The organism is Nocardiopsis oceani (assembly GCF_054777395.1).
Genome location: NZ_BAAHAR010000002.1, coordinates 32,002 through 51,879 on the forward strand (window position 1 = coordinate 32,002; position 19,878 = coordinate 51,879).

The following is a 19,878-nucleotide window of genomic DNA, read 5'->3' on the forward strand; positions in this document are numbered from 1 at the left end:
TCCTCCCATACTCTCGTGTGGTCACAGCCAGCGCTTGCGCCTCTTGTAGTGCTTGACGTCCCGGTAGCTGCGCCGCTCACCCTCCTTGCCGACGCCCAGGTAGAACTCCTTGACGTCCGGGTTCTCCCGGAGTTCGGACGCCGGCCCCTCCAGAACCACCCGGCCGCGCTCCATCACGTAGCCGTGGTGGGCCACGTCCAGGGCTTGGCGGGCGTTCTGCTCGACCACGAGGATCGTGGTGCCCAGCTCCTGGTTGAGGCGGGTGATGTAGGAGAAGATCTCCTCCACCAGGCGGGGGGCGAGCCCGAGCGACGGCTCGTCCAGCATGAGCAGCCGGGGGCGGGCCATCAGGGCGCGCCCGATCGCGAGCATCTGCTGCTCCCCGCCGGAGAGGAACCCGGCCACCCGGGAGCGCAGGTCCGCGAGGCGGGGGAAGTAGCCGTACACCATGTCCAGGTCCTCGCCGCGTACCCGTCCGCGGGTGTAGGCGCCGGCCACGAGGTTCTCCTGCACAGTGAGGTGCTCGAACACGTGCCGTCCCTCCATGCACAGCGACATGCCCTGCCGCACGCGCTGGGGAGGGTCGACGTGGGTGACGTCCTGCTCGTCCAGGAACACCTCGCCGGAGGTGATCTCTCCGTGCTCGCTGGGCAGGAGCCCGGAGATCGCCTTGAGCGTGGTGGACTTTCCCGCCCCGTTGGACCCCAGCAGGGCGACGATGGATCCGGGTGCGACCTCCAGTGACAGGCCGCGCAGCACCAGGATGACCTCGTCGTAGATCACTTCGATGTTGTTGAGGCGCAGGGCCCCGGGGTCAGGGGGAGAACCGCCTCGGGCCGCTTCCGCGCGCGGCGAAGATCCGGTCATGGCCGTTACTCCCCGGGTTCCATGTCAGCGGCGACCTCGACCAGCTCACCGGCTTGGACCTCGTAGATACCGGTGCTGGTGGAGCCCCGGTGCGAGTCCTCGGTGAAGCTGACGGTGCCGCTGCCGACCACGCCGCCCGTGTCGACCTCGATGCCCTCCAGGGCTTCGCGCAGGTTGGCGCCGGTGACGTCCTCGTCGTTCTCGACCAGTTCCCGCATGCCCTCCGCCATCACGTGCATCGTGTACCAGCCCTGGGTGAAGTGCAGGCCCTCGTCCGCCAGCGACTCGCCGTGCTCCTCCAGGTAGGCCGCGGGCTCCTCGTGGCCCGGCAGTTCCGCCTCCGGCGGCGCGAACGGCTGGACGAACAGGTGCCCTTCGGACTCCTCCTCGCCGGCTGTGGTGATGAACAGCTCGTCGGCGCACCAGTTCAGGCACACGACCCGCATGTCCATGTTCTGCTCGGCGAGGTCCCGGGCGGCCTGCGCGGCCGGGGTGGACACGTTCTGGATCACGATGTGCGAGGCGCCCTGGGATTCGGCCTGGGCCAGCATGCCGACGAAGTTCGCGGTCTCGTCGGGCATGGCGTAGGACTCGTAACCCAGGTCGTAGCCCTGTTCCTCGATCCAGTCCTCGCCGTCGCCCACGGGCGCGGTGCCGAACGGCGAGTCGTGGTGGAACACGGCGATCTCGTCGGCGTCGTCCTCGGCCACGATGTAGTCGAGGGCCACCCGCATCTGGTCGGAGTAGGTCGGCCCCACCACGAAGTTGTACGGGGACTCCTCGGGGTCGGTGAGCTCCTCGGAGTAGGACGCCGACATGAACGGCAGTTCGTCGGAGGCGACGCTGCCGCGGAGCGCTTCGGTGTCACCGGTGCCCCAGCCCTGGACCGCGACCACCCCATCGGCGGTGTAGCGGCGGTACAGGTCCTCGGCCGCGGGCACCTCGTAGGCGTAGTCCTCGGACTGGGCGTCGATCTCCCGGCCCTCGATGCCGCCCTCGTCGTTGAGCTTGTCGATGTAGGCGAGCATGCCGTTGTTGTAGATGGTGCTGACGTCGGCGGTCGCACCGGTGAGGTCGGCGATGATCCCGATGGGGATGTCGCCTTCTTCGGCGTCCTCCCCGCCGGAGAACACGCTGCCGCTGCACGCGGTCGCGACCATGACGAGGGCCGATGTTATGGCCAGGGAGCGGAGTGGGATGCGCATGGAGGGTCTCCCGTCAGATGGTTAATAGCGGAACGGCCAGAAGCGGACGTAGTCCTTGACGCGCTGCCAGATGCGGTCCAGTCCGCGCGGTTCGAAGATCAGGAACAACACGATGACCAGGCCGAACGCGGCGATTTCGAGCGCGGGAAAGTGTCCGCTGAGCCAGGGTGCGACGTCGTGGAGTGCCCGGGTGAGTTCCAGGAGCAGCGGCGAGAGCAGGATGATGAACGCCGCGCCGTACACGGAGCCGGCCACGCTGCCCAGGCCGCCGACGATGATCATCGCCAGGAAGAGGATGGATTCCTCCAGCGTGAACCTCTCCCAGGAGACGGTGGAGTTGTAGTGGGCGGTGAGCGCGCCGGCCAGGCCGACGAAGCCCGAGGAGACGGCGAAGGCCATCACCTTGGTGTAGGTGACGTTGACGCCCATCGCGGCCGCGGCGATGTCGTGGTCGCGCACCGCCATGAACGAGCGCCCCAGGTTCGCGCGGAACAGGTTGCGTGCGGCCAGCACGGCGAGGGTGGCTATGGTCAGCAGGGTCACGTACCACATCAGCTCCCGCATCGGCCCGGTGAACTCGACGCCGAAGAGCTGGAACGGCCGGATGTCCAGGTAGCCCTCACCGTCGGTGAGCCAGTCCCAGCGGCGCACCACGAACAGGATGATGGTCTGCGCGGCCAGGGTCGCGATCGCGAGGTACAGCCCCTTGAGCCGGAGCGCCGGCAGCCCGAAGAACGCCCCGACGACGGCGGTGAACAGGACCGCGGCGGCGATGGACACAGGTGCGGGCATCCCGGCGCGCTCGTACAGCAGCGCGGAGGTGAACGCGCCGACGGCGAGGAACCCGCCCTGGCCGAGGGAGATCTGGCCGGTGAAGCCGACCAGGATGTTCAGGCCGACGGAACCCACGACGGCGATCAGGATGGTGTTGACGACGCTGAGCCAGTACACGTCCACGACGAACGGCAGCGCGGCGAGCGCCAGGACGACGATCACGAGCCGGGCTCGCTCGGCACGGGTGTGCCGCAGCGCGAGGTCGGAGCGGTAGGTGCGGTGGTGCACCCCGGTGGCGGTCGCTGGCATGGCCTCAGACCCTCTCTATTCGTTTCTCGCCGAACAGGCCGTACGGGCGGACCAGGAGGACCAGCACCAACACGATGTAGGGCACGACATCGGCGAGCCCAGGGTCCAGGTAGCCGAAGGTGTACATCTTGATGAGCCCGATGGTGAGCCCGCCGATGATGGTTCCGGGTACCGAGTCGAGTCCGCCCAGGATCACCACGGGGAACACCAGCAGGCCGAAGGTGGCGATGTGCGGGTCGACCGCGGTGATGTCGGCCAGCAGTACGCCGGCGATGAGCGCGCTCACCGCGGCCAGCGCCCACGCCATGGCGAAGACCCGCCGTACCGAGATCCCCATGGTCAGCGCGGCCTGCTGGTCGTCGGCCACAGCGCGCATCGCCACCCCGTGCCGGGTGTAGCGGAAGAACAGGGTGAACACGGTCAGCACGGCGGCGGCGACCACCACGACCAGCAGCCGGTGCAGGGGAAGCGAGGCCCCCAGCACCTCCACCGTGCCGCGGGGCAGCACCGGGGCCATGGAACGGGCCTCGGTACCGAAGATCAGCTGCATGACCCCGGTGAGGACCGATGAGAGTCCGATCGTCACCATGATGACGCTGATGGCGCTGCGTCCGACCAGCGGGCGCAGGACGAAGCGCTCCACGAGGAGGCCGAGGACGATCGCGATCGCCACCCCGTTGAGCACCGCCACGGTGATCGGGAGCCCGAACAGCACGAACGAGGTGTAGAAGGTGTAGGCGCCGACGAGGAGGAACTCGCCTTGGGCGAAGTTGATGACGGCGGTGGCCTTGTAGATCAGCACGAAGCCGAGGGCGGCGAGGGCGAGCACCGCACCGTCGGCGAGCCCGTAGGCGGTCAGTGTCACGAAGGTGGTCATGCTCAGCGCCGTCCCGTCCAGATCGGCCGACGGCGGTACCCGTCCGGCAGTTCGAAAACGGACATGTCGAAGACCCGCAGGTCGATCTCCCGCTTCACGTTGGTGCCGTCCTGGTAGGTGACGGTGTTGGTGACCCGGGCGGTCTCGGCCCCGGTATCGAGGGCGTCGAGCACCTCCGCGTACCGTTCGGCGATGACCGAGCGGCGTACCTTCCGGGTGCGGGTGATCTCGTCGTCGTCCGGGTCGAACTGCTTGTGGAGCAGCACGAAGCGGCGTACCTGAACGCTTTCGCTCAGGTCGGTGTTGCCGCGGTACACCTCCTCGGCGATGAGCCGGTACACCTCACCGCGCTGCGCGAGGTCGGTGTAGGTGGTGTAGGACAGGTGCGCGTGCTCGGCCCAGGAGCCCACCGTGGTGGGGTCGATGGTGATGATGGCGGAGATCCCCGAGCGGTCGGGTGAACCCACGGCGACGGCCTCCTCCACGAACGGGGAGAACTTGATCTTGTTCTCGATGAAGGCGCTGGAGAACTGGGTGCCGTCGTTGGCCTTCAGCACGTCGGAGGCGCGGTCGATCACCACGAGGTGGTCGTTGTCGTCGAGGTAGCCGGCGTCACCTGTGCGCAGCCAGCCCTCGGGGGTGACCGCCTCGGCGGTGGCTTCGGGCTTGCGGCAGTAGCCGCGGAACACCGAGTCGGAGCGCAACAGGATCTCGCCGTTGTCGCCGATACTGACCTCGGTGCCCGTGATGGGCACACCCACGGTGTTGAACCGGACGTCGTCGTCCCGGTGCACCACCGCGATGCCGCAGATCTCGGTCTGGCCGTAGATCTGTTTGAGGTTGACCCCGATGGTGTGGAAGAACCCGAACACGTCCGGGCCCAGGGGAGCGCCGCCGGTGTAGCAGCGGCGGATCCGGGCCAGGCCGAGCTGGTCGCGTACGGGGCGCAGGGCGACCACGTCGGCGATGAAGTGCGCCACGCGGCCCGCCGGTCCGGGTTTGCGCCCGCGGGTCCGCAGCTGGGCGGTGCGCTCACCGACCCGGTAGCCCCAGCCGAACACCTTCCGCTTGAGCCAGCCCGCCTCGTCGATGCGGACCTGGACCTCCGAGAGCATCGACTCCCAGATCCGCGGCGGGCTGAACATCACGTCGGGGCCGATTTCACGCAGGTCGCTGCGCTGGGTTCCGGCCTCCTCCGGGAAGGACAGCGCCATCCCGGTGGACAGCCCGCAGGCCACCGCCAGCATCTGCTCGCCGATCCAGGCCAGCGGCAGGAACGACACGTAGCGGTACCGGGCGGTGATGGGGTCCACCGCGGTGAGGTTCGCGGCCATGGCGAGCAGGTTGCGGTGGGAGAGCTCGCCGAGCTTGGGCCGGGACGTGGTGCCCGAGGTCGTGCAGATGACCGCGATGTCGTGCGGGCTGGCCGCGGCCACGCGCCCGTCCAACCAGCCGGGGTTTTCCTGTTCCCATTCCCGGCCGGCCCGCTCCACCTCGGTGAACTCCCGCAGCCAGGACTCGGTGTAGCGCTCGAGGCCGTGCGGGTCGTAGTAGACGGCCGTGGTCAGGTGCGGGAGCTGCTGCTTGAGTTCGAGGAGCTTGTCGACCTGTTCCTGGTCCTCGGCGATGACGACGCGGACCTCGGCGGTACTGAGGACGTGCAGGACCTCCTCGCCGATGCTGGTGGGGTAGACGCCCACGACCGCCGCGCCGATCGACTGCGCGGCCAGTTCGGCGATCAGCCACTCCGGGCGGTTGTCGCCGATCACGGCGACGATCTCACCCGCCTCCACGTCCAGGGACGCCAGGCCGTGCGCCAGGTCCCGGACCCGCTGCTGGTACTCGCGCCAGGTCAGGGTCTGCCAGATGCCGTAGCGCTTCTCCTGGAGCGCGACGGCGTCCGGGGTCTCGCGGGCGCGTTCGGCCAGCAGTCGGGGGAAGGTGGTGTCGGCCGCGCTGTTGCCGTCGGCGGCGGTGTCCGTGCTCACCAGAGTGTCCTCGTTCATTGCTGTACCGCCGCGGTTCCGAGGTAGGCCGCGATGACGTCGGGGTCCTGCTTGACCTCGTCCGGCGGGCCGTCGGCGATGACCTTGCCGAAGTCCAGCACCGTGACCCGGTGGGAGATGTCCATGACCACGTTCATGTCGTGCTCGATGAGGACCACGGTGAGGCCGGCCAGCTCGTGCACGTCGAGGATGAACCGGGCCATGTCCTCCTTCTCCTCGGCGTTCATGCCGGCCATGGGCTCGTCGAGGAGCAGGAGCCCCGGCTGCATGCACAGCGCGCGGCCCAGCTCGGTACGTTTCTGGATGCCGTAGGCGAGCGCACCCACCGGGGTGTTGCGCACCTCCTGGATGTCGAGCAGGTCGATGACCTCCTCGACCAGTTCCCGGTGCGCGATCTCGGCCCGGCGCGCGGGACCGAACCACACCAGCGCCGGCAGCAGGGCGGTGGACATGTGGATGTGGCGGCCCAGCATCAGGTTCTCCAGCACGGTGAGGTGCTCGAACAGCTCGATGTTCTGGAACGACCGGGCGACCCCCAGGCGGGCGATGCGGTGCGGGGGCTTGTTGGCGAGTTCGTGGTCGCCCTTGGGGGTGCGCAGCTTGATGCTGCCCTGCTGGGGCCGGTAGAGCCCGCTCACGCAGTTGAGGAGGCTGCTCTTGCCGGCGCCGTTGGGGCCGATCACCGAGTGGATGCGGCCCTGGACCACCTCCAGGGAGACCGCGTCGAGGGCCTGGACGCCGCCGAAGCGCAGCGACAGGTCGGCGCACTCCAGCACGGTCTCGCCCGGGGTGAGCTGACTGCCGTTCAGGTCGTGTCGGTAGGCACGGGGGATCACCGGTCATCGCCTCCCTGCGGATCTGGAACATGTCCGCCCGATGTGAGAGGCAACACACTACGTTTCCACTATGTGCAAAGCAATAGGTCGTATCTGGAATCTAGGGGTCTCTGGTAAGCTTCCGCTGCGTTTTATCCGAAAAGTGCGGAGCAGCGGAGGGGGAAGCAGGTGGCAGAGTCGACCCCGTCGGCCCTACCGGATGCCCGTGGAACACTGGGGACCGTCCGCAACGCCGTCGTACTGCTGGACCTGCTGAGCTCGGGGCCGCCCTACCAGTACCTCAACGACCTCTCCGCGAACTCCGGGCTGTCGGTGGCCACGGTGCACCGGCTCCTGCGCTCCCTCGTGGCCGCCGACCTCGTCGAGCAGGACCCGCGCTCCTCCCGCTACGGGCTGGGGGCCGGCGTCACCCGGCTCTCCGAGAGCTATTTAGGGCGCCTGCCGGTCCTCAACGCGCTCGCCCCGTACCTGGTGCCGCTGCGCGACGCCACCGGCTGCACCGTCCAGGTCGCGCTGGTGGTGCGGGGCAGCGCCACCTACGTGGACCGCGTGGACGCCCCCGACGGCGGCATCTACCGCGACGCGCACCGGGTGCTTCCCGCGCTCGCCACCGCCGCGGGCCGGGTCCTCGCGGCCAACGCCGAGGAAGCCGTCTGGGCCCAGGCGCTGGAGACGGCCGATCCGGAGCTGCGCGAGGCCGCCAACAAGGAACGCGACGCCTGGCGCCAGGCCCCCTACCTGTACGTGTCCGGCGCCGGTTCCGGCCCGGCCGTACTGCCGCAGCCGGACTCGGCGGAGCTCGCCGTCGGCGTGCCCGGCCCGGCCGACCGCTCCGCCGCCGCGCTCGCCCTGACCTGTGACGTCGACCTGCCCGAGAAGCGGGTCCAGGAGCTGGCGCGCCACCTGTACCAGGCCGCGACCGCCGCGGGGAGGACACTGAGCCATGGTTGAGGACTGGGCCGACCGCTGGACCCGGGCCGCAGCGGATCTCACCTGGGACACCCCCTGGAACGCGCTGCACACCCCCAGCGGGCCCCACGGCCAGTGGTTCACCGGCGGCCGGCTCAACCTCGCCACCAACTGTGTCGACCGGCACGCCGAACACGACGGACAGCGAGCCGCGGTGCTGTGGGAGGGCGAACCGGGGGACCGCCGCGAACTCACCTACGCCGAGCTGCGCACACAGGTCCGCTCCTTCGCCGCCGTGCTGCGCGGGCTGGGCATCGGCGAAGGCGACCGCGTGGCGCTGCACCTGGGCTGGCTCCCGGAAACCGTCGTGGCCGTGTTCGCCTGCGCCCGCCTCGGCGCCGTGCACAGCATCCTGCCCACCCCACTACCGGCCGAGGCCCTGGCCGAGCGCTTGGCCGACTTCCACCCCCGGCTGCTGATCACCCAGGACGGCGCCTGGCGCCACGGCACCATCCTGCCGTTGAAGGCGCGCGCCGACGACGCCCTGGCCGCGGTGGGCGGGGTGGAGCAGACCATCGTGGTCCGGCGCACGGGGGCGGACGTCGCCTGGTACGCCGGGGACCGCTGGTGGCACGAGGCCATGGCCGCCGCGGAACCCGCCAGCGAACCCGCGTGGCCCGACGCCCTGCCCGCCGGGCACCCGCTGCTGACGACCCCGCTGGCCAACCGCCGCGGCCGTCCGGTCTCGGCGGTCCACGCGACCGCCAACGTCCTGGCGGCCGCCTCGGCCCTCCACCGCTACGGACTCTCCGGCGGCGGCGTGTACTGGTGCGCGGGCGACATCGCCTGGCTCGGCACCCAGGTGCACGGCGTCTACGGCCCGCTGATCTGGGGCGACACCGCGGTGATGTTCGAGGGCACCCTGGACGTACCCGACCGCAACCGGACGTGGGAGATCGCGGCCCGCTACGGGGTCCGCACCATGGTGACCTCGCCGTCGGTGATGCGCCGCCTGCGCGGCTGGACGCACCGCGAAGCCGAGGACCGGCCGATGCCCTCGCTGCGGCGCATCGTCACCCTGGGCGAACCCATCGAGGCGGAGCTCACCGCCTGGCTGCACGACCGGATCGGTTCGGGCTCCCTTGAGGTGGCCGACGGGTGGGGCCAGGCCGAGCTGAACGGGATCGTGCGCCTGGACAGGCCCGTCGACCCCGCCCGGATCCCCGACCCCGGGCTGCGGATCGTCGACGAGGACGCGCACGCCGTTGCCCCCGGCACCCGCGGCGAACTGGTGCTCACCCGCCCGTGGGCGGGGATACTCCAGTCCCTGGAGGGGGCCGGGGCCGAGGACGCCGCCCGGCACTGGCACCGCTACCCCGGGGTGTACGCCACCGGGGACATCGTCAGCCACCGGGAGGCCGAAGGTACGGGTGTACCGGTACTGACCTTCCACGGCCGGATCGACGAGGTGACCAGCGTGTCCGGGCAGCTGGTCTCACTCACCGAAGTGCGTGACGTGCTGAGGACGCATCCCTTCGTGGCCGATGCCGAGGTGTGCGAACGCAGCACCGCCCACCTGGGCCGCTCCCTCGCCGCCGCCGTGGTCCTGGTCCCGGACGTCACGGGTGAACCTGAGCTGGCCCGCGACCTGCTGGACGCGGTCCGCGAGGTCCTGGGAGGCCTGGCCCGCCCCCGCGCCCTGTGCTTCGTGGACCGGTTCGGGACGGAGCTGTCGACCGCGCAGCGCCGGGAGGCGCTGGCCGCGCTGCTGTCCGACGTCGGCAGGGAACCGTCCCGGCTGTCCTGGGACCGGATCGTGGCCGTCGCCCGCGCGGAGAGCGGGTAACCGGCCGGGTGGAAGGCCGGACGCGGGTTCAGTCAGCGCTCGCGCCGGTCAGGCTGGCGGTGAGCTGCTCGCGTAGGTGTTCGGCCCGGGGGTCGGTGAAGTCCTCGATGGCCTCCAGGGCCTCACGCCAGTACGCGTGGGCCGCCTCTCCTGCACGGTTTTCGGATGACATCGCGGCCAGGCGGTCGAGGCAGACTGCCAGGTTCCACCGGGCCCTGTTTCTCCGGTAGCCGTTGGCGGCCTGGCGGTAGAAGCGTGCCGCCTCGTCCAGGTGTCCGAGGGACCGGTAGACCCTGCCCACGCCCTCGAAAGACTCGGACTCGCCGACGTGCTCGCCGATCGATCGGTGTAGGCCGGCCGCCTCGTGGAAGTGGGCGAGGGCCTCCTCGTGGTGGTCGAGCATCGAGTGGACCCGGCCGAGCTCCAGGTGGGCGAAGCCCTCATAGGTGGTGAGGTCGAGATCCTGGGCAATCTTCAGGGCCCGCTCGGTCAGGGCCAGGGCGTGGTCGGCTTGGCCTGTTTCCCGTCGGGCCTCGCTCAGGGTGGTCAGGCAGGCCAACTCGCTCGTCCGGTTCCTGGTCTCCCGGTGGATCTCCAGGGCCTGGTCGGACAGGGCCACAGCTTCCTCCCGCAATCCCAGTTCCAGCAGACAGTGGACCAGGTTGCCCAGGGCGATCCCCTCCCACAACCGGTCGCCGAGGCCTCGGGCTGCTTCGAGGGAGCGCTCGAAGTTCCCGCGTGCCTGGTCGAGGTTGCGGCCGCGCAGGTGAGCCAGGCCCAGGGCGTTCAGGGACATGAAGACCCCTCGCTCGTCACTCATCTCTCGCCGCAGTTCCAGGGCTCGGGTGTGGTGCTCGATGCCTTCCTCGAACCGGTTGGCCTGGAGGTGTGCTATGCCCAGGCCTTCCCACAGGTCGGACTCGGCTTGCGGGTGGTGTTCGCGTCGCACCGCGTTCACCCCGTGGCCGAGCATCCTGATCCACGCCGTGCCGTGGACGGGGAAGTGCCCCAGAACATAGGGGAACCGCCAGGTGAGTTGGTCCGAGCCCAGGTCGACGGCTGTCTCAGCGGCGGCCATCAGGTTGGGTTCTTCCAGTGCGAACCAGCGCAGCGCGTCGGTATTGTCGCCGAACCCGGGGACTCCGGTGGGGTGGTCCTGCGCCGGGTCGGTGAGGATCTCGTCCGGTTCGGGGCGGCGCAGGTTGGAGTCCACCACCGTGCACGCCGCGTACGCGGTGCGCAGGTACCAGGTCAGGAGCCGCTGCAGGGCCTCGCGCCGCAGCTCTGGGGCTTCCTCGTCCCGTACCTGGTCCATCGCGTAGGAGCGGATCAGGTCGTGGAAGCGGTAACGGTCCGCGCCGATCTGTTCCAGGAGGTGCGCACCGACGAGTGTGTCCAGTGCGCGCCGGGTCCGGCGCACCGGAAGGTCGGCCAGGGCGGCCGCGGCACCGGTGCCGAAGTCCCTTCCGGGATGCAGGCCCAGGAGCCGGAACAGGCGGGCCGCTTCCTGGGGCAGGACCCGGTAGGACCAGGCGAAGACGGAACGGACGGTGTCCGCTTCCTCCTCGTCATCGGTGGCCAACGCGTCCCACAGTCCGGACTCGTCGCGCAGGTCCTGGATGAGGTCGGCCAGGGGCATGTGCGGACGGCTGGCCGCGCGCTCGGCGGCGATGCGCAGGGCCAACGGGAGCTGCCCGCACAGGCGGGCGAGTTCGGCGACCTCGCCCGACTCGTCCTTGGGGCGATGGTGGACGGTCACGTACTCCAGGAGTTCCACCGCCTGCTCCGTGTCCAAGGTGCGCACGGTGAGGCGCTGCGCTCCGTCCCTGGCTACCAGCCCGGACAGCCGGTCCCGGCTGGTGATCACCACCGCGCTGTCGGCGGAGCCGGGCAGGAGCGGCCGCACCTGGGCGGCGTTGGCGGCGTTGTCCAGCAGGACCAGTACCCGCTTCTCGGCCAGGAAGGACCGGTAGAGGGCGGACCTGCTGTCGGTGTCGGGCGGAAGAGAGCCGGTGGCGACACCGAACGCCCGCAGGAACCGCTCCAATACCTGTTCCGGGGCCATGGGCAGACCGGGCCCGTAGCCCTGGAGGTCGACGTAGAGCTGACCGTCGGGGAAGTGGCCCTTGACCCGGTGCGCCCAGTGCAGCGCGAGGGCGGTCTTGCCCACACCGGCGGTGCCGACGACCACGTGCATCGTGGCTTCCGGCTGCTCCTCGGTGTCCAGGTCGCCTCGGGGCATGTGGCTGCTGAGTACCTCGAGCTCACCCGTGCGGTTCACGAACCCGCGCACGTCACCGGGGAGCTGTCTGGGTACCGGGGAACCGGTGTGCTCCGAGCGATCCGAGTGAAAGTGCACCCCGCCACGGACGTCCCTTGCCTGGATTGCACGTCCGGAGACATCGGACATCCGTGACCGGTTGCCGCCGGTCGGTCCCTCCTCGGGTTCCTCGCCCGGGGAGGTTGTGTGTCTATCGGGCACGGGTGGCTGCCACCCCGTCCACCTCGCGGACGAAGTAGTCCTCCAGAACCTCGGCCTGCTGGTGCAGGGCCGCGATCTCGGCCCGGCACTGTTCGAGGACGGCGGGACCGGTATAGCGGACCGCTCCCTCTGCCTCGCCCTGAGCGTCGTAGAGGATCCGGTAGGTCACCTCATCGCCGAGGATGACGATCTCCGGGACGGGGTTTTCCTGTTCGAAGGCCGAGAGCGCCTCCGGGGTGATGACCCGGATGTCCTCGCCGCACTGTGCTCGGATCCGTGCGGAGTGCAGTTCCCACAGCAGGTAGGTCGAGAAGGGCTTCTCGACGACGCGGACTCGCCGAGCCTTGCACCCGATCTGTGTCAGTCCTTCGAACAGCTTGCGCAGCGCGGGGCGACCAGCCTCCATCAGACGCAGGGACTCCTCCCGGCGGCCCTGGAGGAAGGCCATCCAGCTCTCACTTTCCGGCTCGTGGAACACCTGCTGCCGTTCGAGTTTCCAGACGTCAGCGTTGCGGAGCGATTGGAAACGCTCCTCGAAGTCATCGTCGTAGTCGGAGAGTCCTAGGTGGTCACCGGGAATGGAGTTGATGGTGTTAAGCATCGGGGATGTCCGATTTCGCTGAGATGATGGTGGACCGGGGGATGACAACCAGCCGTTCGTTCTCCGCGATGGCCACACCTTCGGGCAGGCGTGGGGCGTAGGAGTCGGTCAGGTCGCTGCCGATCACCGCGATGTCGCCGTTGTCCAGTTCCCAGATATCCGGGCATTTGCCGAGACGGTCCGTGTTGCCCAGTTCGGCGGGTGACGCTCCGAGCCTGCGTTTCATCTCCGCCGTCGCGTACGCCTCCCAGTGACCTGCCATCGCTTCCCTTCCCACGTACTCCAGTCGGGGGGTGAGTACGCCCTGCAAGAAAAATAACACGGGTATGGCGAATCGTCCGGTGAGAGTTGTGTATCTGTGTCCCCGGCAGCCGCATCCCCTCAGGGGCAGTGCTTCTAGCGCCTTCAGGTCCATCGTTCGTCGTTGGAGAATGGTCTGTTCTTGAGGTTTGCGTGGCAGGGGTGTGTGTTTTTCGTGCGGCTGTTTGGGATGGTTTTATGCCGATATCCGTGTGGCCAAAATGGTCCGACTGTAAAGAAGCATCGGATGCTGCGCAAGGGGACTTAGTCACGAAATGACCAGGCGGAGGCGGACCTGGCGGGGAGGGCACCACCAAGGTCTATGCCAGTTTCGGCATCGATCTGGCAGGCGCGGCCGAGCCGGGGAGTGGTGCCGGTGCTGCGTCAGGCGCCGGTGTTGAGCTGCCAGATGGAGAAGTTGAGCGCGGTCGCGAACACCGTCCAGGTCCAGTAGGGCACCAGCAGGGCCGCGGCCCAGCGGGACACGCGGGCGAACAGAGCGATGGTCACCGCCAGGGTCGCGACCAGGAGGACGATGTCGACCAGTGCCGTGCCGCGCAGCCCGGCGGCGAAGAACAGCGGGGTCCAGGCCGCGTTCAACAGCAGCTGGGCGGCGAACAGCGACAGTTCGACCCGGGCGCCGCGCCAGCCGCGAAGGCGCCAGACCATCCAGCCGGACAGGGCGATCATCGCGTACAGCACCGTCCACACGGGGCTGAACAGCCACGACGGAGGAGCCCACTCCGGTTGTTGCAGGGCCGCGTAGTCAGCCGAGGTGCCGGTGTTGGACAGCACTCCGATCAGCGCTGCCGCGGTGACCGCCGCGGCGAACAGAGCCGCGGCCAGCAGTGACGCCTTGAGCGACGGGGTCTTCCTCTGGGTAGTCGTCGTCATGTCTCCTTCCTGGTCGGCGGGGTTTCGGCACGTGCTCGGGCGCAGCGCGGTCAGGCATGAGCCCACCGGAACTGTTGCCCTTTCACTTTACTCGAAATCAGAGTATCTTGGAAAACGTGATAATTGTGAGCAGCGTGTACCAAGAGCAGCCGGACCGGTGGGGCCGCACGGTGGACTGCATACTGGGGTTATGAGCGAATCCACCGCCACGGGAGGAACAGCCGCGCGGTCGCCGCGCGCCCGGGTGGGCGCGTGGCTGTTCGCCCGTGTGGCCGGACCCCAGGGACCGGCAAACCGCGACCGCATCCACAATGCTCCGGGGCCGCGCTGGTTCGGGCCCGACCGGCCGATCCGGCGCGTGCACGGGGACGCGGCGATGTTCGTCGGCGGGCTGCGCGCGCTGCTCTTCCAGTCCCTGCACCCCCTGGCCATGGCGGCGGTCGACGCCCACTCGGGCTATCGGGGCGACCCGTGGGGCCGACTGCAGCGCACGAGCACCTTCATGGCCGTGACCACCTACGGCACCGACGCCGACGCCACCCGCGCCGTCGAACGGGTGCGCGGGGTACACGCCCGCGTGCGCGGCACCGCGCCCGACGGACGCGACTACCGCGCCGACGATCCACACCTGCTCGGCTGGGTGCACGTCGCCGAGGTGGCGAGTTTCCTCCAGTGCCACCAGCGCTACGGCAAGCAGCCCCTGGACCGGGCCGAGCGCGACGCCTACGTGGCCGACGCCGCCCGGGTCGCCGAGGCGCTGGGCGTGGTCGACCCGCCGCGTGACATGGCCGAACTGCGCGCGTGGCTGTCGGCCTACCGCCCCGAGCTGGAAGGAACCCCAGCGGCTCGGGATACGGCCCGTTTCCTGCTGCGCCGCCCGCCCCTGCCAGTCGCCGTCCGCCCCGCCTACGCGGCACTGGCCGCCGGTGCCGTCGCCGAGCTGCCGCCGTGGGCGCGCCGCGAGCTGGCCCTCACTGATCCTGCCGGTCTGGGCTCCGTTGTCGGGCCTGTGGCCGGTCACACCGTGGTCCGCGGCGTCCGGTGGGCGATGGCGGCGAACAGACCGAAGCACTGACGCCGCACCACGGGCGGCGTCGCGATGGCTCGCGTCACCGAGAGAACGGATGTGTGTGCTATGTCCCGCGAACACGACCCCGCCCGTCGGGGGAGCTCCGCCGCCTCCTGGTCCCGTGCGGGCAGGTTCGCCCTGCGCGCGTTTCCCCGGGTGATGGGCGCGGCCACGGTCGGTTACGCCGTCGTCGTCCTGGTCAATCCCGAGACGATGACCGACGCCATCGGCCTGTCGGACGGCGAGGCCGATGAAGAGGTGCAGGTACTCAGCCGCGCCATGCTCGCGCGGGACCTGGCCTGCGGTACCGCGATGATGGTCGCGCCCGCGGGGTGGCCCCTGCTCACCGCCATCGGTATCCGGGTGGCCTCCGACGTGGGTGACGCCGTCATCATGGGAACCAGCCTTCCCACGAGTGCGGACCGCAAGGCGGCGCTGATGGTCGCCGGCGGCTACGGCGTGCTGTGCGCACTGAGCGTCCTGGGAGCCCGCCGCCCGTCGTCCGCCGCTACTCCCGAGTGACGGTGTTTTCTCGCTCCGGGTGACATTCGAGCACTTCTTGAGCGCTCACGCTCGGGCGGGCAGGTGCACCCAGCTGGGGCCGGAAGGGTCTCGCAGCCATACGCGGTGCTCGCCCCCGCCCGTCACGGTCAGCCCGTATTCGGTCAGGTCGGGCTGGTGTCGCGTGTCACGTAGGGGTTCCCAGCGTCGGCGCCTCACCTCCCGGGGAGGGTAAGGCGCCGACGTAGGTGGGCGGACGGTGGGCTTGTGGCGGTGCGAGCCTGCGGGGTTGTGTGGTCCGAGGCACTTCAGCCTGTTGCTCTTTTCGGCGGGCGACCCCGCCGGGGGGCGGGCGGTGCCCAGGAGACCAGCTCTTCCTCCGTCAGATCCAGCCCGGTCAGGAACTCCTCGAAACGCCTTTGGAGCCTGGCGGAGCCATCCCGAGCGGCCACCGGGCCGATACCCGCCGCGACTCGATCGGCCCAGGGCAGCACCTCGGCCAGCCCTGCGAGCAGGGGGGTGACGGCCTCGGCCGGGGCGGCGGGGGGAGCCAGGTGTCTGTCGATGATGTCCACCAGGACTTCGGCCCGTTCGGTAGCGTCCCAGCCTGCCCACCCGATAACGCTCGTGGGTGAGAGCCCGGATGAGGTGCCGGAGGGGTAGGAGATGAACCGCTCGTTCGGCATGTCGAACTTGCCGCGGTTGGCCCAGTAGGAACTCCTCAGGAAGTCGGCGGACGTGAACTTCGGCGGTGTGGGAGTCACCTGGCTCTCAGATGTTCCCTCCGAGGTGTCCCCTGTGTCCGTGGGGTGCTCCGCTCGCCAACGCTCTGCCCAGTGCTGCTTCCATTTTGCGTGCTTCTTGAGCCCTTTGGGACGCAAGCGGAGCGCGGGGAGAAACGGGACGTGTTCCGGGGCCAGCAGTTCGGGCACCAGCTCTCTGAGGGAGGAGTCCGGGTTGAGAACTTCCGCCGCCGCGGTAACCCCTGGCTCGTCCTCGAGGAGGGCGATCAGTTCGGCGAGGGTGCGGCTGGTCGGCCGTTCGGTGCCGTCCGCCTCCTGCGTATACCAGAGTTCCCGGCGCTCGCAGCGGTCCAGCAGCCAGGACGTGACGACAGGGCGCCAGACTCGCTCCCAGGAGGGGGTGGTCCAGCGGTGTTTGAAGTCCGGCCGTTCCAGGATTTTCAGGGCAGGAGTGGACTCCAGAGCCGCTACGCGCTCTGTAACGGCGTGGCGGTACTCCGCGCTCCAGTGCGCGGGAGGTTCTGTCACTGGCGTCGCGGCGTGTCTGGCGAACCAGTCGTTTTCCTCTTCTCCGTCCGCGATCCTGTGGGCTAGGGCGATCTCGAATGCGCGGTGGCCCAGGTCGATCCCGTCGGGGAGTGCCCCGGGGGACACATGAGTGGGGCTTTCCGCGGAGACGAGCCCGTACGCCTCGTACAGGCGCCAGTCCAGTTCCTCTTGCAGCAGCACCATGCGCCTGAGGGTGTCGTTCCACTCCCGCCCCAGCTGGGCGATCCGATCACCTGCGGGTACAGAGGCGGAGTCAGCGACTTGAGCGCTTATTTCCTGCAGTTGGCACGCCAAGGCGTCGAGCCTGCGGGGCAGCTCCGTATCGGTCTGGCTAGGCAGGGGCAGGTCTCTCATCCGAGTGGCGGTGAACTCGTAGATGGTGTCCCAGGTGTCACCCGACCTGAGCTGCCCTTCCCTGGGGTTCCCCTTGGCGTTGCTGACCTGCTTCAACCAGAAGCACGCGACGGAGCTGTTGAGTGCTCCGAGGAGACCGAGCACGTCCTCCTCGGACACGGACAACGGCAGCTCGATGACGGGAGCCGAGTTCAGCGGGGCGTTGTCGGCCTTCCTGAGGGCGAAGTGCGGGTGGGACGCCACCCAGGGAAAGATGATCGACCACGGAGACGCGTCCTGGTTGGCCGTCAGCTGATGCCAGTCGTACCAGGCTTTGCCAGTGGTGCGGAGGCGGTCTTCGAGCGGTGTCCGGTAAGGCCACAGCCGCCTCCGGTGCCCCGGCAGATCGTCGATGTCCACGAGCTTGGAACGATCGGTCCGGTCGCGTGGGAAGAACGCGACCTGTTCACTCCGGGCCTGCCAGTCGCGGACCTCCGAACCGGTGATGATGTCGATGGTCGCCGAGTCCTCGCCTCCCCAGCGGTGCATTGACGCCGGGGAAGCTGTGAACAGGTCGTCGGCGCCGGTGCTGGCGACGTACCCGATGCGCTGTACCTGGTCGCCCAGGGTCCGTGGTGAACGCAGCGATCGGAAGAGCGTCTCGGTGGACGGAGAGGCGAGTTGCCACGGGTGCGAGCGGTAGTCCGCCAATGGCCGTTCCTGTGAGACGGTCCACGGGTCCTCGCTGGGAACGCGTGCCAGTCGCCCCCGGATCGAGGTCCACACCTTGCCGTGCTCGGGTTCGGCGGGAAGGGTGGGCTCGCCGCGCAGGCAGGCGACCACGGTGACGAGGGATCCCGGGGTGGGCTTTCGGTTGCGTCCGGTGAGGATGAGCGTGGGCACTCCGTGCCCCGGGATGTATGCGCCCGACGTGTCGATGATGCGGTCCAGCTTCACGGTGGGCAGGAACCCCTCGACCAGGCGCTTGCCGAACTCCCGCTGGGAGAAGGAATTCGCCAGCATCAGGCCGACGTGGCCGTCCCAGCGCGCAAGGGAGAAAGCGCATTCGGTGAAGGGCACGGTCATGGCGACGGTCCTGGACCGCGCGCTCGGGTAGGCGCCGCGGTAGGCCTCGGCCTGCTGCTTGTCCCGGGGGGTGATGTAGGGGGGATTGACGGCCACGACGTCGTAGGAGGAACGTGCGAGCACGTGTGCTTCCCTGGCTGCCGTCGGCCAGGAGGACGGCGGTTGGGTGGGTGTAGGCGCGAAGCGACCATCCGGGGAGGGGGCACCCTCGCCCTCAAGGAGGGAATCCGCCTCGACCACGATCACCCGCCAGTTCGCCTCTTCGGCCCGACCGACGCTTCCGGAGAGCCGAAGAGCTTCCACCGCCAGCCGGAACCGGCTGACCATGACCGCGATCGGGTTCCGGTCGGCTCCGTGGACACAGGAGAGGGCGATCTCGACCGCCCTGTCCGCGGAGAGTCCGGGGTCCTCGGCGCGGACCTGGTCGAACACCCGGTGCAGGGCTTTCAGTAGGAAGCCGCCGGAGCCGCATGCGGGGTCGATGACTCGGATCCCGTGCTCGGTGACGGGCGCGGCCTCCTCCAACGCCGGGTCCAGCGTCTGGCGCAGGATCTCGTCGATGACGAAGCCCGGGGTGGTGAGCAGGGCGTCCATCTTGCGCGCGGTTTCCGACAGTTCCTGGTACAGCCCCCCGAAGGGCTCTGTGTTCGATTCCTCGCTTGAGCCTGAGGCGTGGGCCTTGGTGGCCTCCTTCATGGCCTCGCGACCGTCCCCTCTGAGGTAGGTCAGCAAGCGGTGGGCGACCGCCGCACTCGGTCGGTACGTCCGCCACGATCCGGTGTCGGGGGAGAAAGCGGGGCCCAAGACGGGGTGTTCCCGAACCACGCTGTCCATCGCCTGTTCGATTGTGTGTACCGGATCTTCGTGCGGACGGCTGATGTCCGAAACGCCCGCTTCCTCCGTGGGGCCCGATCCGTGCGTGGGACCCGGGTCAGAGGGCTCGCCCAGGCCCAGCACTGTGGTGTCCACGAGCCCTTCTTGCTCACAGAAAGTGACGAACGTCGGGGCGAGGGCCCACATGGCGGCGGCGCACTCGATGTCGCGCCACGCCGTCGAGGAGGCCGAGACGGTTCCTCGGAAGTCGTCGAGGACGTGGAGCGTAAGTGAGCGGAGCTCTCTCAAGAGTGACGCGTAAGCCATGCCCTGCCTTCTCGATGATGGATGTGTCCTGCTCATGGTCGCGAATATGCCGCCGTGGGGTGGTCCTCGGCCTCGGATCTGAGCATAATCTACATCATGAGTGCTTTAATTATTTGTGCGTGCTGAGATTGGCCGCTACATTGGGACCGTCCGACACCGCGACTGTGTCCCGCCCAGCTCCGCGGACCGCACCGTGCCCCTGCCCGTGACGTTCCGTTACCCCCCAAGAAAGGGGCCTCCCGCCCATGACCTCCCACGTTCTCGTGGTTCTCGCCTTCTTCGCCGTTATCGCTCTACTGAGCCTGGTAGTCGCCCTGGCCGCAGCTCTGGTCACCCGAGAAGACGGCAAGCCGTGGTCCGCGGCCATCCGGTTGGCCGGGACGGCCGTCCCGGCCACGGTGGTCGCGGTTACCGCGGTGGCAGCTTTCGTCTTCTCCGTGCTCGGGTGATGCCGGATACGGGGTCCGGGACAGGCGGCCCCGGACCGGTCGGCCCCTGAGATCCGCTGTCGGCACATGCACCATCCCGCCCACTGCCATCCGCGCTCCCGC

At 69.1% G+C, this 19,878-nt stretch carries 16 protein-coding genes; 5 read left to right on the forward strand and 11 right to left on the reverse strand.

Annotated elements, in window-relative coordinates; genetic code table 11:
- Positions 1-21: 21 nt before the first annotated feature.
- From ACYVDG_RS01220 to ACYVDG_RS01245, 6 genes are all read right to left on the reverse strand, one after another.
- On the reverse strand, positions 22-867 hold the full coding sequence (locus ACYVDG_RS01220) for an ABC transporter ATP-binding protein (RefSeq protein WP_460745910.1): 846 nt from the start codon (positions 865-867) through the stop codon (positions 22-24).
- A 5-nt stretch (positions 868-872) separates the two neighbouring features.
- Entirely contained in the window at positions 873-2,027 is a 1,155-nt protein-coding gene (locus ACYVDG_RS01225; protein ID WP_460745912.1) for an ABC transporter substrate-binding protein, read from the reverse strand.
- Between the two features lie 66 nt (positions 2,028-2,093).
- Entirely contained in the window at positions 2,094-3,155 is a 1,062-nt protein-coding gene (locus ACYVDG_RS01230; protein WP_460745915.1) for a branched-chain amino acid ABC transporter permease, read from the reverse strand.
- 4 nt (positions 3,156-3,159) lie between these two features.
- Positions 3,160-4,032, reverse strand: a complete 873-nt coding sequence (locus ACYVDG_RS01235; RefSeq protein ID WP_460745916.1) for a branched-chain amino acid ABC transporter permease — start codon at positions 4,030-4,032, stop codon at positions 3,160-3,162.
- Between the two features lie 2 nt (positions 4,033-4,034).
- On the reverse strand, positions 4,035-6,020 hold the full coding sequence (locus ACYVDG_RS01240) for an AMP-binding protein (RefSeq protein WP_460745918.1): 1,986 nt from the start codon (positions 6,018-6,020) through the stop codon (positions 4,035-4,037).
- 14 nt (positions 6,021-6,034) lie between these two features.
- On the reverse strand, positions 6,035-6,874 hold the full coding sequence (locus ACYVDG_RS01245) for an ABC transporter ATP-binding protein (RefSeq protein ID WP_460745920.1): 840 nt from the start codon (positions 6,872-6,874) through the stop codon (positions 6,035-6,037).
- Positions 6,875-7,042: 168 nt separating this feature from the next.
- Between ACYVDG_RS01245 and ACYVDG_RS01250 the strand changes: the two genes are divergently transcribed.
- Together ACYVDG_RS01250 and ACYVDG_RS01255 are read left to right on the forward strand one after the other, a co-directional pair.
- Positions 7,043-7,825: an IclR family transcriptional regulator gene (locus ACYVDG_RS01250; RefSeq protein WP_460745923.1), complete on the forward strand. Its 783-nt coding sequence runs from the start codon at positions 7,043-7,045 to the stop codon at positions 7,823-7,825.
- Positions 7,818-9,629: an AMP-binding protein gene (locus tag ACYVDG_RS01255; RefSeq protein ID WP_460745925.1), complete on the forward strand. Its 1,812-nt coding sequence runs from the start codon at positions 7,818-7,820 to the stop codon at positions 9,627-9,629. The genes ACYVDG_RS01250 and ACYVDG_RS01255 overlap by 8 nt, the downstream gene beginning before the upstream one ends.
- Positions 9,630-9,657: 28 nt before the next feature.
- Here ACYVDG_RS01255 and ACYVDG_RS01260 read toward each other — a convergent pair whose 3' ends face one another.
- From ACYVDG_RS01260 to ACYVDG_RS01275, 4 genes are all read right to left on the reverse strand, one after another.
- The gene (locus ACYVDG_RS01260; RefSeq protein WP_460745928.1) at positions 9,658-11,988 is read right to left on the reverse strand and encodes an ATP-binding protein; all 2,331 of its coding nucleotides are present in this window, start codon (positions 11,986-11,988) and stop codon (positions 9,658-9,660) included.
- Positions 11,989-12,100: 112 nt separating this feature from the next.
- Positions 12,101-12,712, reverse strand: coding sequence for a DUF6879 family protein (locus ACYVDG_RS01265; RefSeq protein ID WP_460745930.1), 612 nt, complete (start codon positions 12,710-12,712; stop codon positions 12,101-12,103).
- Positions 12,705-12,974 carry a hypothetical protein gene (locus ACYVDG_RS01270; protein WP_460745933.1) on the reverse strand — a complete coding sequence of 90 codons (270 nt, stop codon included), beginning with the start codon at positions 12,972-12,974 and terminating at the stop codon, positions 12,705-12,707. Before ACYVDG_RS01270 ends, ACYVDG_RS01265 begins: the two co-directional genes overlap by 8 nt.
- Positions 12,975-13,396: 422 nt before the next feature.
- Positions 13,397-13,906, reverse strand: coding sequence for a TspO/MBR family protein (locus ACYVDG_RS01275; protein WP_460745935.1), 510 nt, complete (start codon positions 13,904-13,906; stop codon positions 13,397-13,399).
- A 190-nt stretch (positions 13,907-14,096) separates the two neighbouring features.
- Here ACYVDG_RS01275 and ACYVDG_RS01280 point away from each other — a divergent pair, with 190 nt between their 5' ends.
- The gene (locus ACYVDG_RS01280; protein WP_460745936.1) at positions 14,097-14,981 is read left to right on the forward strand and encodes an oxygenase MpaB family protein; all 885 of its coding nucleotides are present in this window, start codon (positions 14,097-14,099) and stop codon (positions 14,979-14,981) included.
- Positions 14,982-15,041: 60 nt separating this feature from the next.
- Entirely contained in the window at positions 15,042-15,497 is a 456-nt protein-coding gene (locus tag ACYVDG_RS01285) for a hypothetical protein (protein ID WP_460745937.1), read from the forward strand.
- A 287-nt stretch (positions 15,498-15,784) separates the two neighbouring features.
- Here ACYVDG_RS01285 and pglX read toward each other — a convergent pair whose 3' ends face one another.
- A complete protein-coding gene (gene pglX, locus ACYVDG_RS01290) occupies positions 15,785-19,327 on the reverse strand; it encodes a BREX-2 system adenine-specific DNA-methyltransferase PglX (protein ID WP_460745938.1) in 3,543 nt (1,180 codons plus the stop codon).
- Positions 19,328-19,572: 245 nt separating this feature from the next.
- Here pglX and ACYVDG_RS01295 point away from each other — a divergent pair, with 245 nt between their 5' ends.
- Complete coding sequence (locus tag ACYVDG_RS01295; RefSeq protein WP_460745940.1) at positions 19,573-19,776, forward strand: hypothetical protein; 204 nt, start codon at positions 19,573-19,575, stop codon at positions 19,774-19,776.
- The last annotated feature ends 102 nt before the right edge of the window (positions 19,777-19,878 follow it).

Bases quoted from the DNA above. Each gene is read 5' to 3' on its own strand.
- ACYVDG_RS01220 (WP_460745910.1), bottom strand. From the start codon at position 867: ATGACCGGATCTTCGCCGCGCGCGGAAGCGGCCCGAGGCGGTTCTCCC.
- ACYVDG_RS01225 (WP_460745912.1), bottom strand. From the start codon at position 2,027: ATGGTCGCGACCGCGTGCAGCGGCAGCGTGTTCTCCGGCGGGGAGGAC.
- ACYVDG_RS01230 (WP_460745915.1), bottom strand. From the start codon at position 3,155: ATGCCAGCGACCGCCACCGGGGTGCACCACCGCACCTACCGCTCCGAC.
- ACYVDG_RS01235 (WP_460745916.1), bottom strand. From the start codon at position 4,032: ATGACCACCTTCGTGACACTGACCGCCTACGGGCTCGCCGACGGTGCG.
- ACYVDG_RS01255 (WP_460745925.1), top strand. From the start codon at position 7,818: ATGGTTGAGGACTGGGCCGACCGCTGGACCCGGGCCGCAGCGGATCTC.
- ACYVDG_RS01265 (WP_460745930.1), bottom strand. From the start codon at position 12,712: ATGCTTAACACCATCAACTCCATTCCCGGTGACCACCTAGGACTCTCC.
- ACYVDG_RS01270 (WP_460745933.1), bottom strand. From the start codon at position 12,974: ATGGCAGGTCACTGGGAGGCGTACGCGACGGCGGAGATGAAACGCAGG.
- ACYVDG_RS01275 (WP_460745935.1), bottom strand. From the start codon at position 13,906: ATGACGACGACTACCCAGAGGAAGACCCCGTCGCTCAAGGCGTCACTG.
- ACYVDG_RS01280 (WP_460745936.1), top strand. From the start codon at position 14,097: ATGAGCGAATCCACCGCCACGGGAGGAACAGCCGCGCGGTCGCCGCGC.
- ACYVDG_RS01285 (WP_460745937.1), top strand. From the start codon at position 15,042: ATGTCCCGCGAACACGACCCCGCCCGTCGGGGGAGCTCCGCCGCCTCC.
- pglX (WP_460745938.1), bottom strand. From the start codon at position 19,327: ATGGCTTACGCGTCACTCTTGAGAGAGCTCCGCTCACTTACGCTCCAC.
- ACYVDG_RS01295 (WP_460745940.1), top strand. From the start codon at position 19,573: ATGACCTCCCACGTTCTCGTGGTTCTCGCCTTCTTCGCCGTTATCGCT.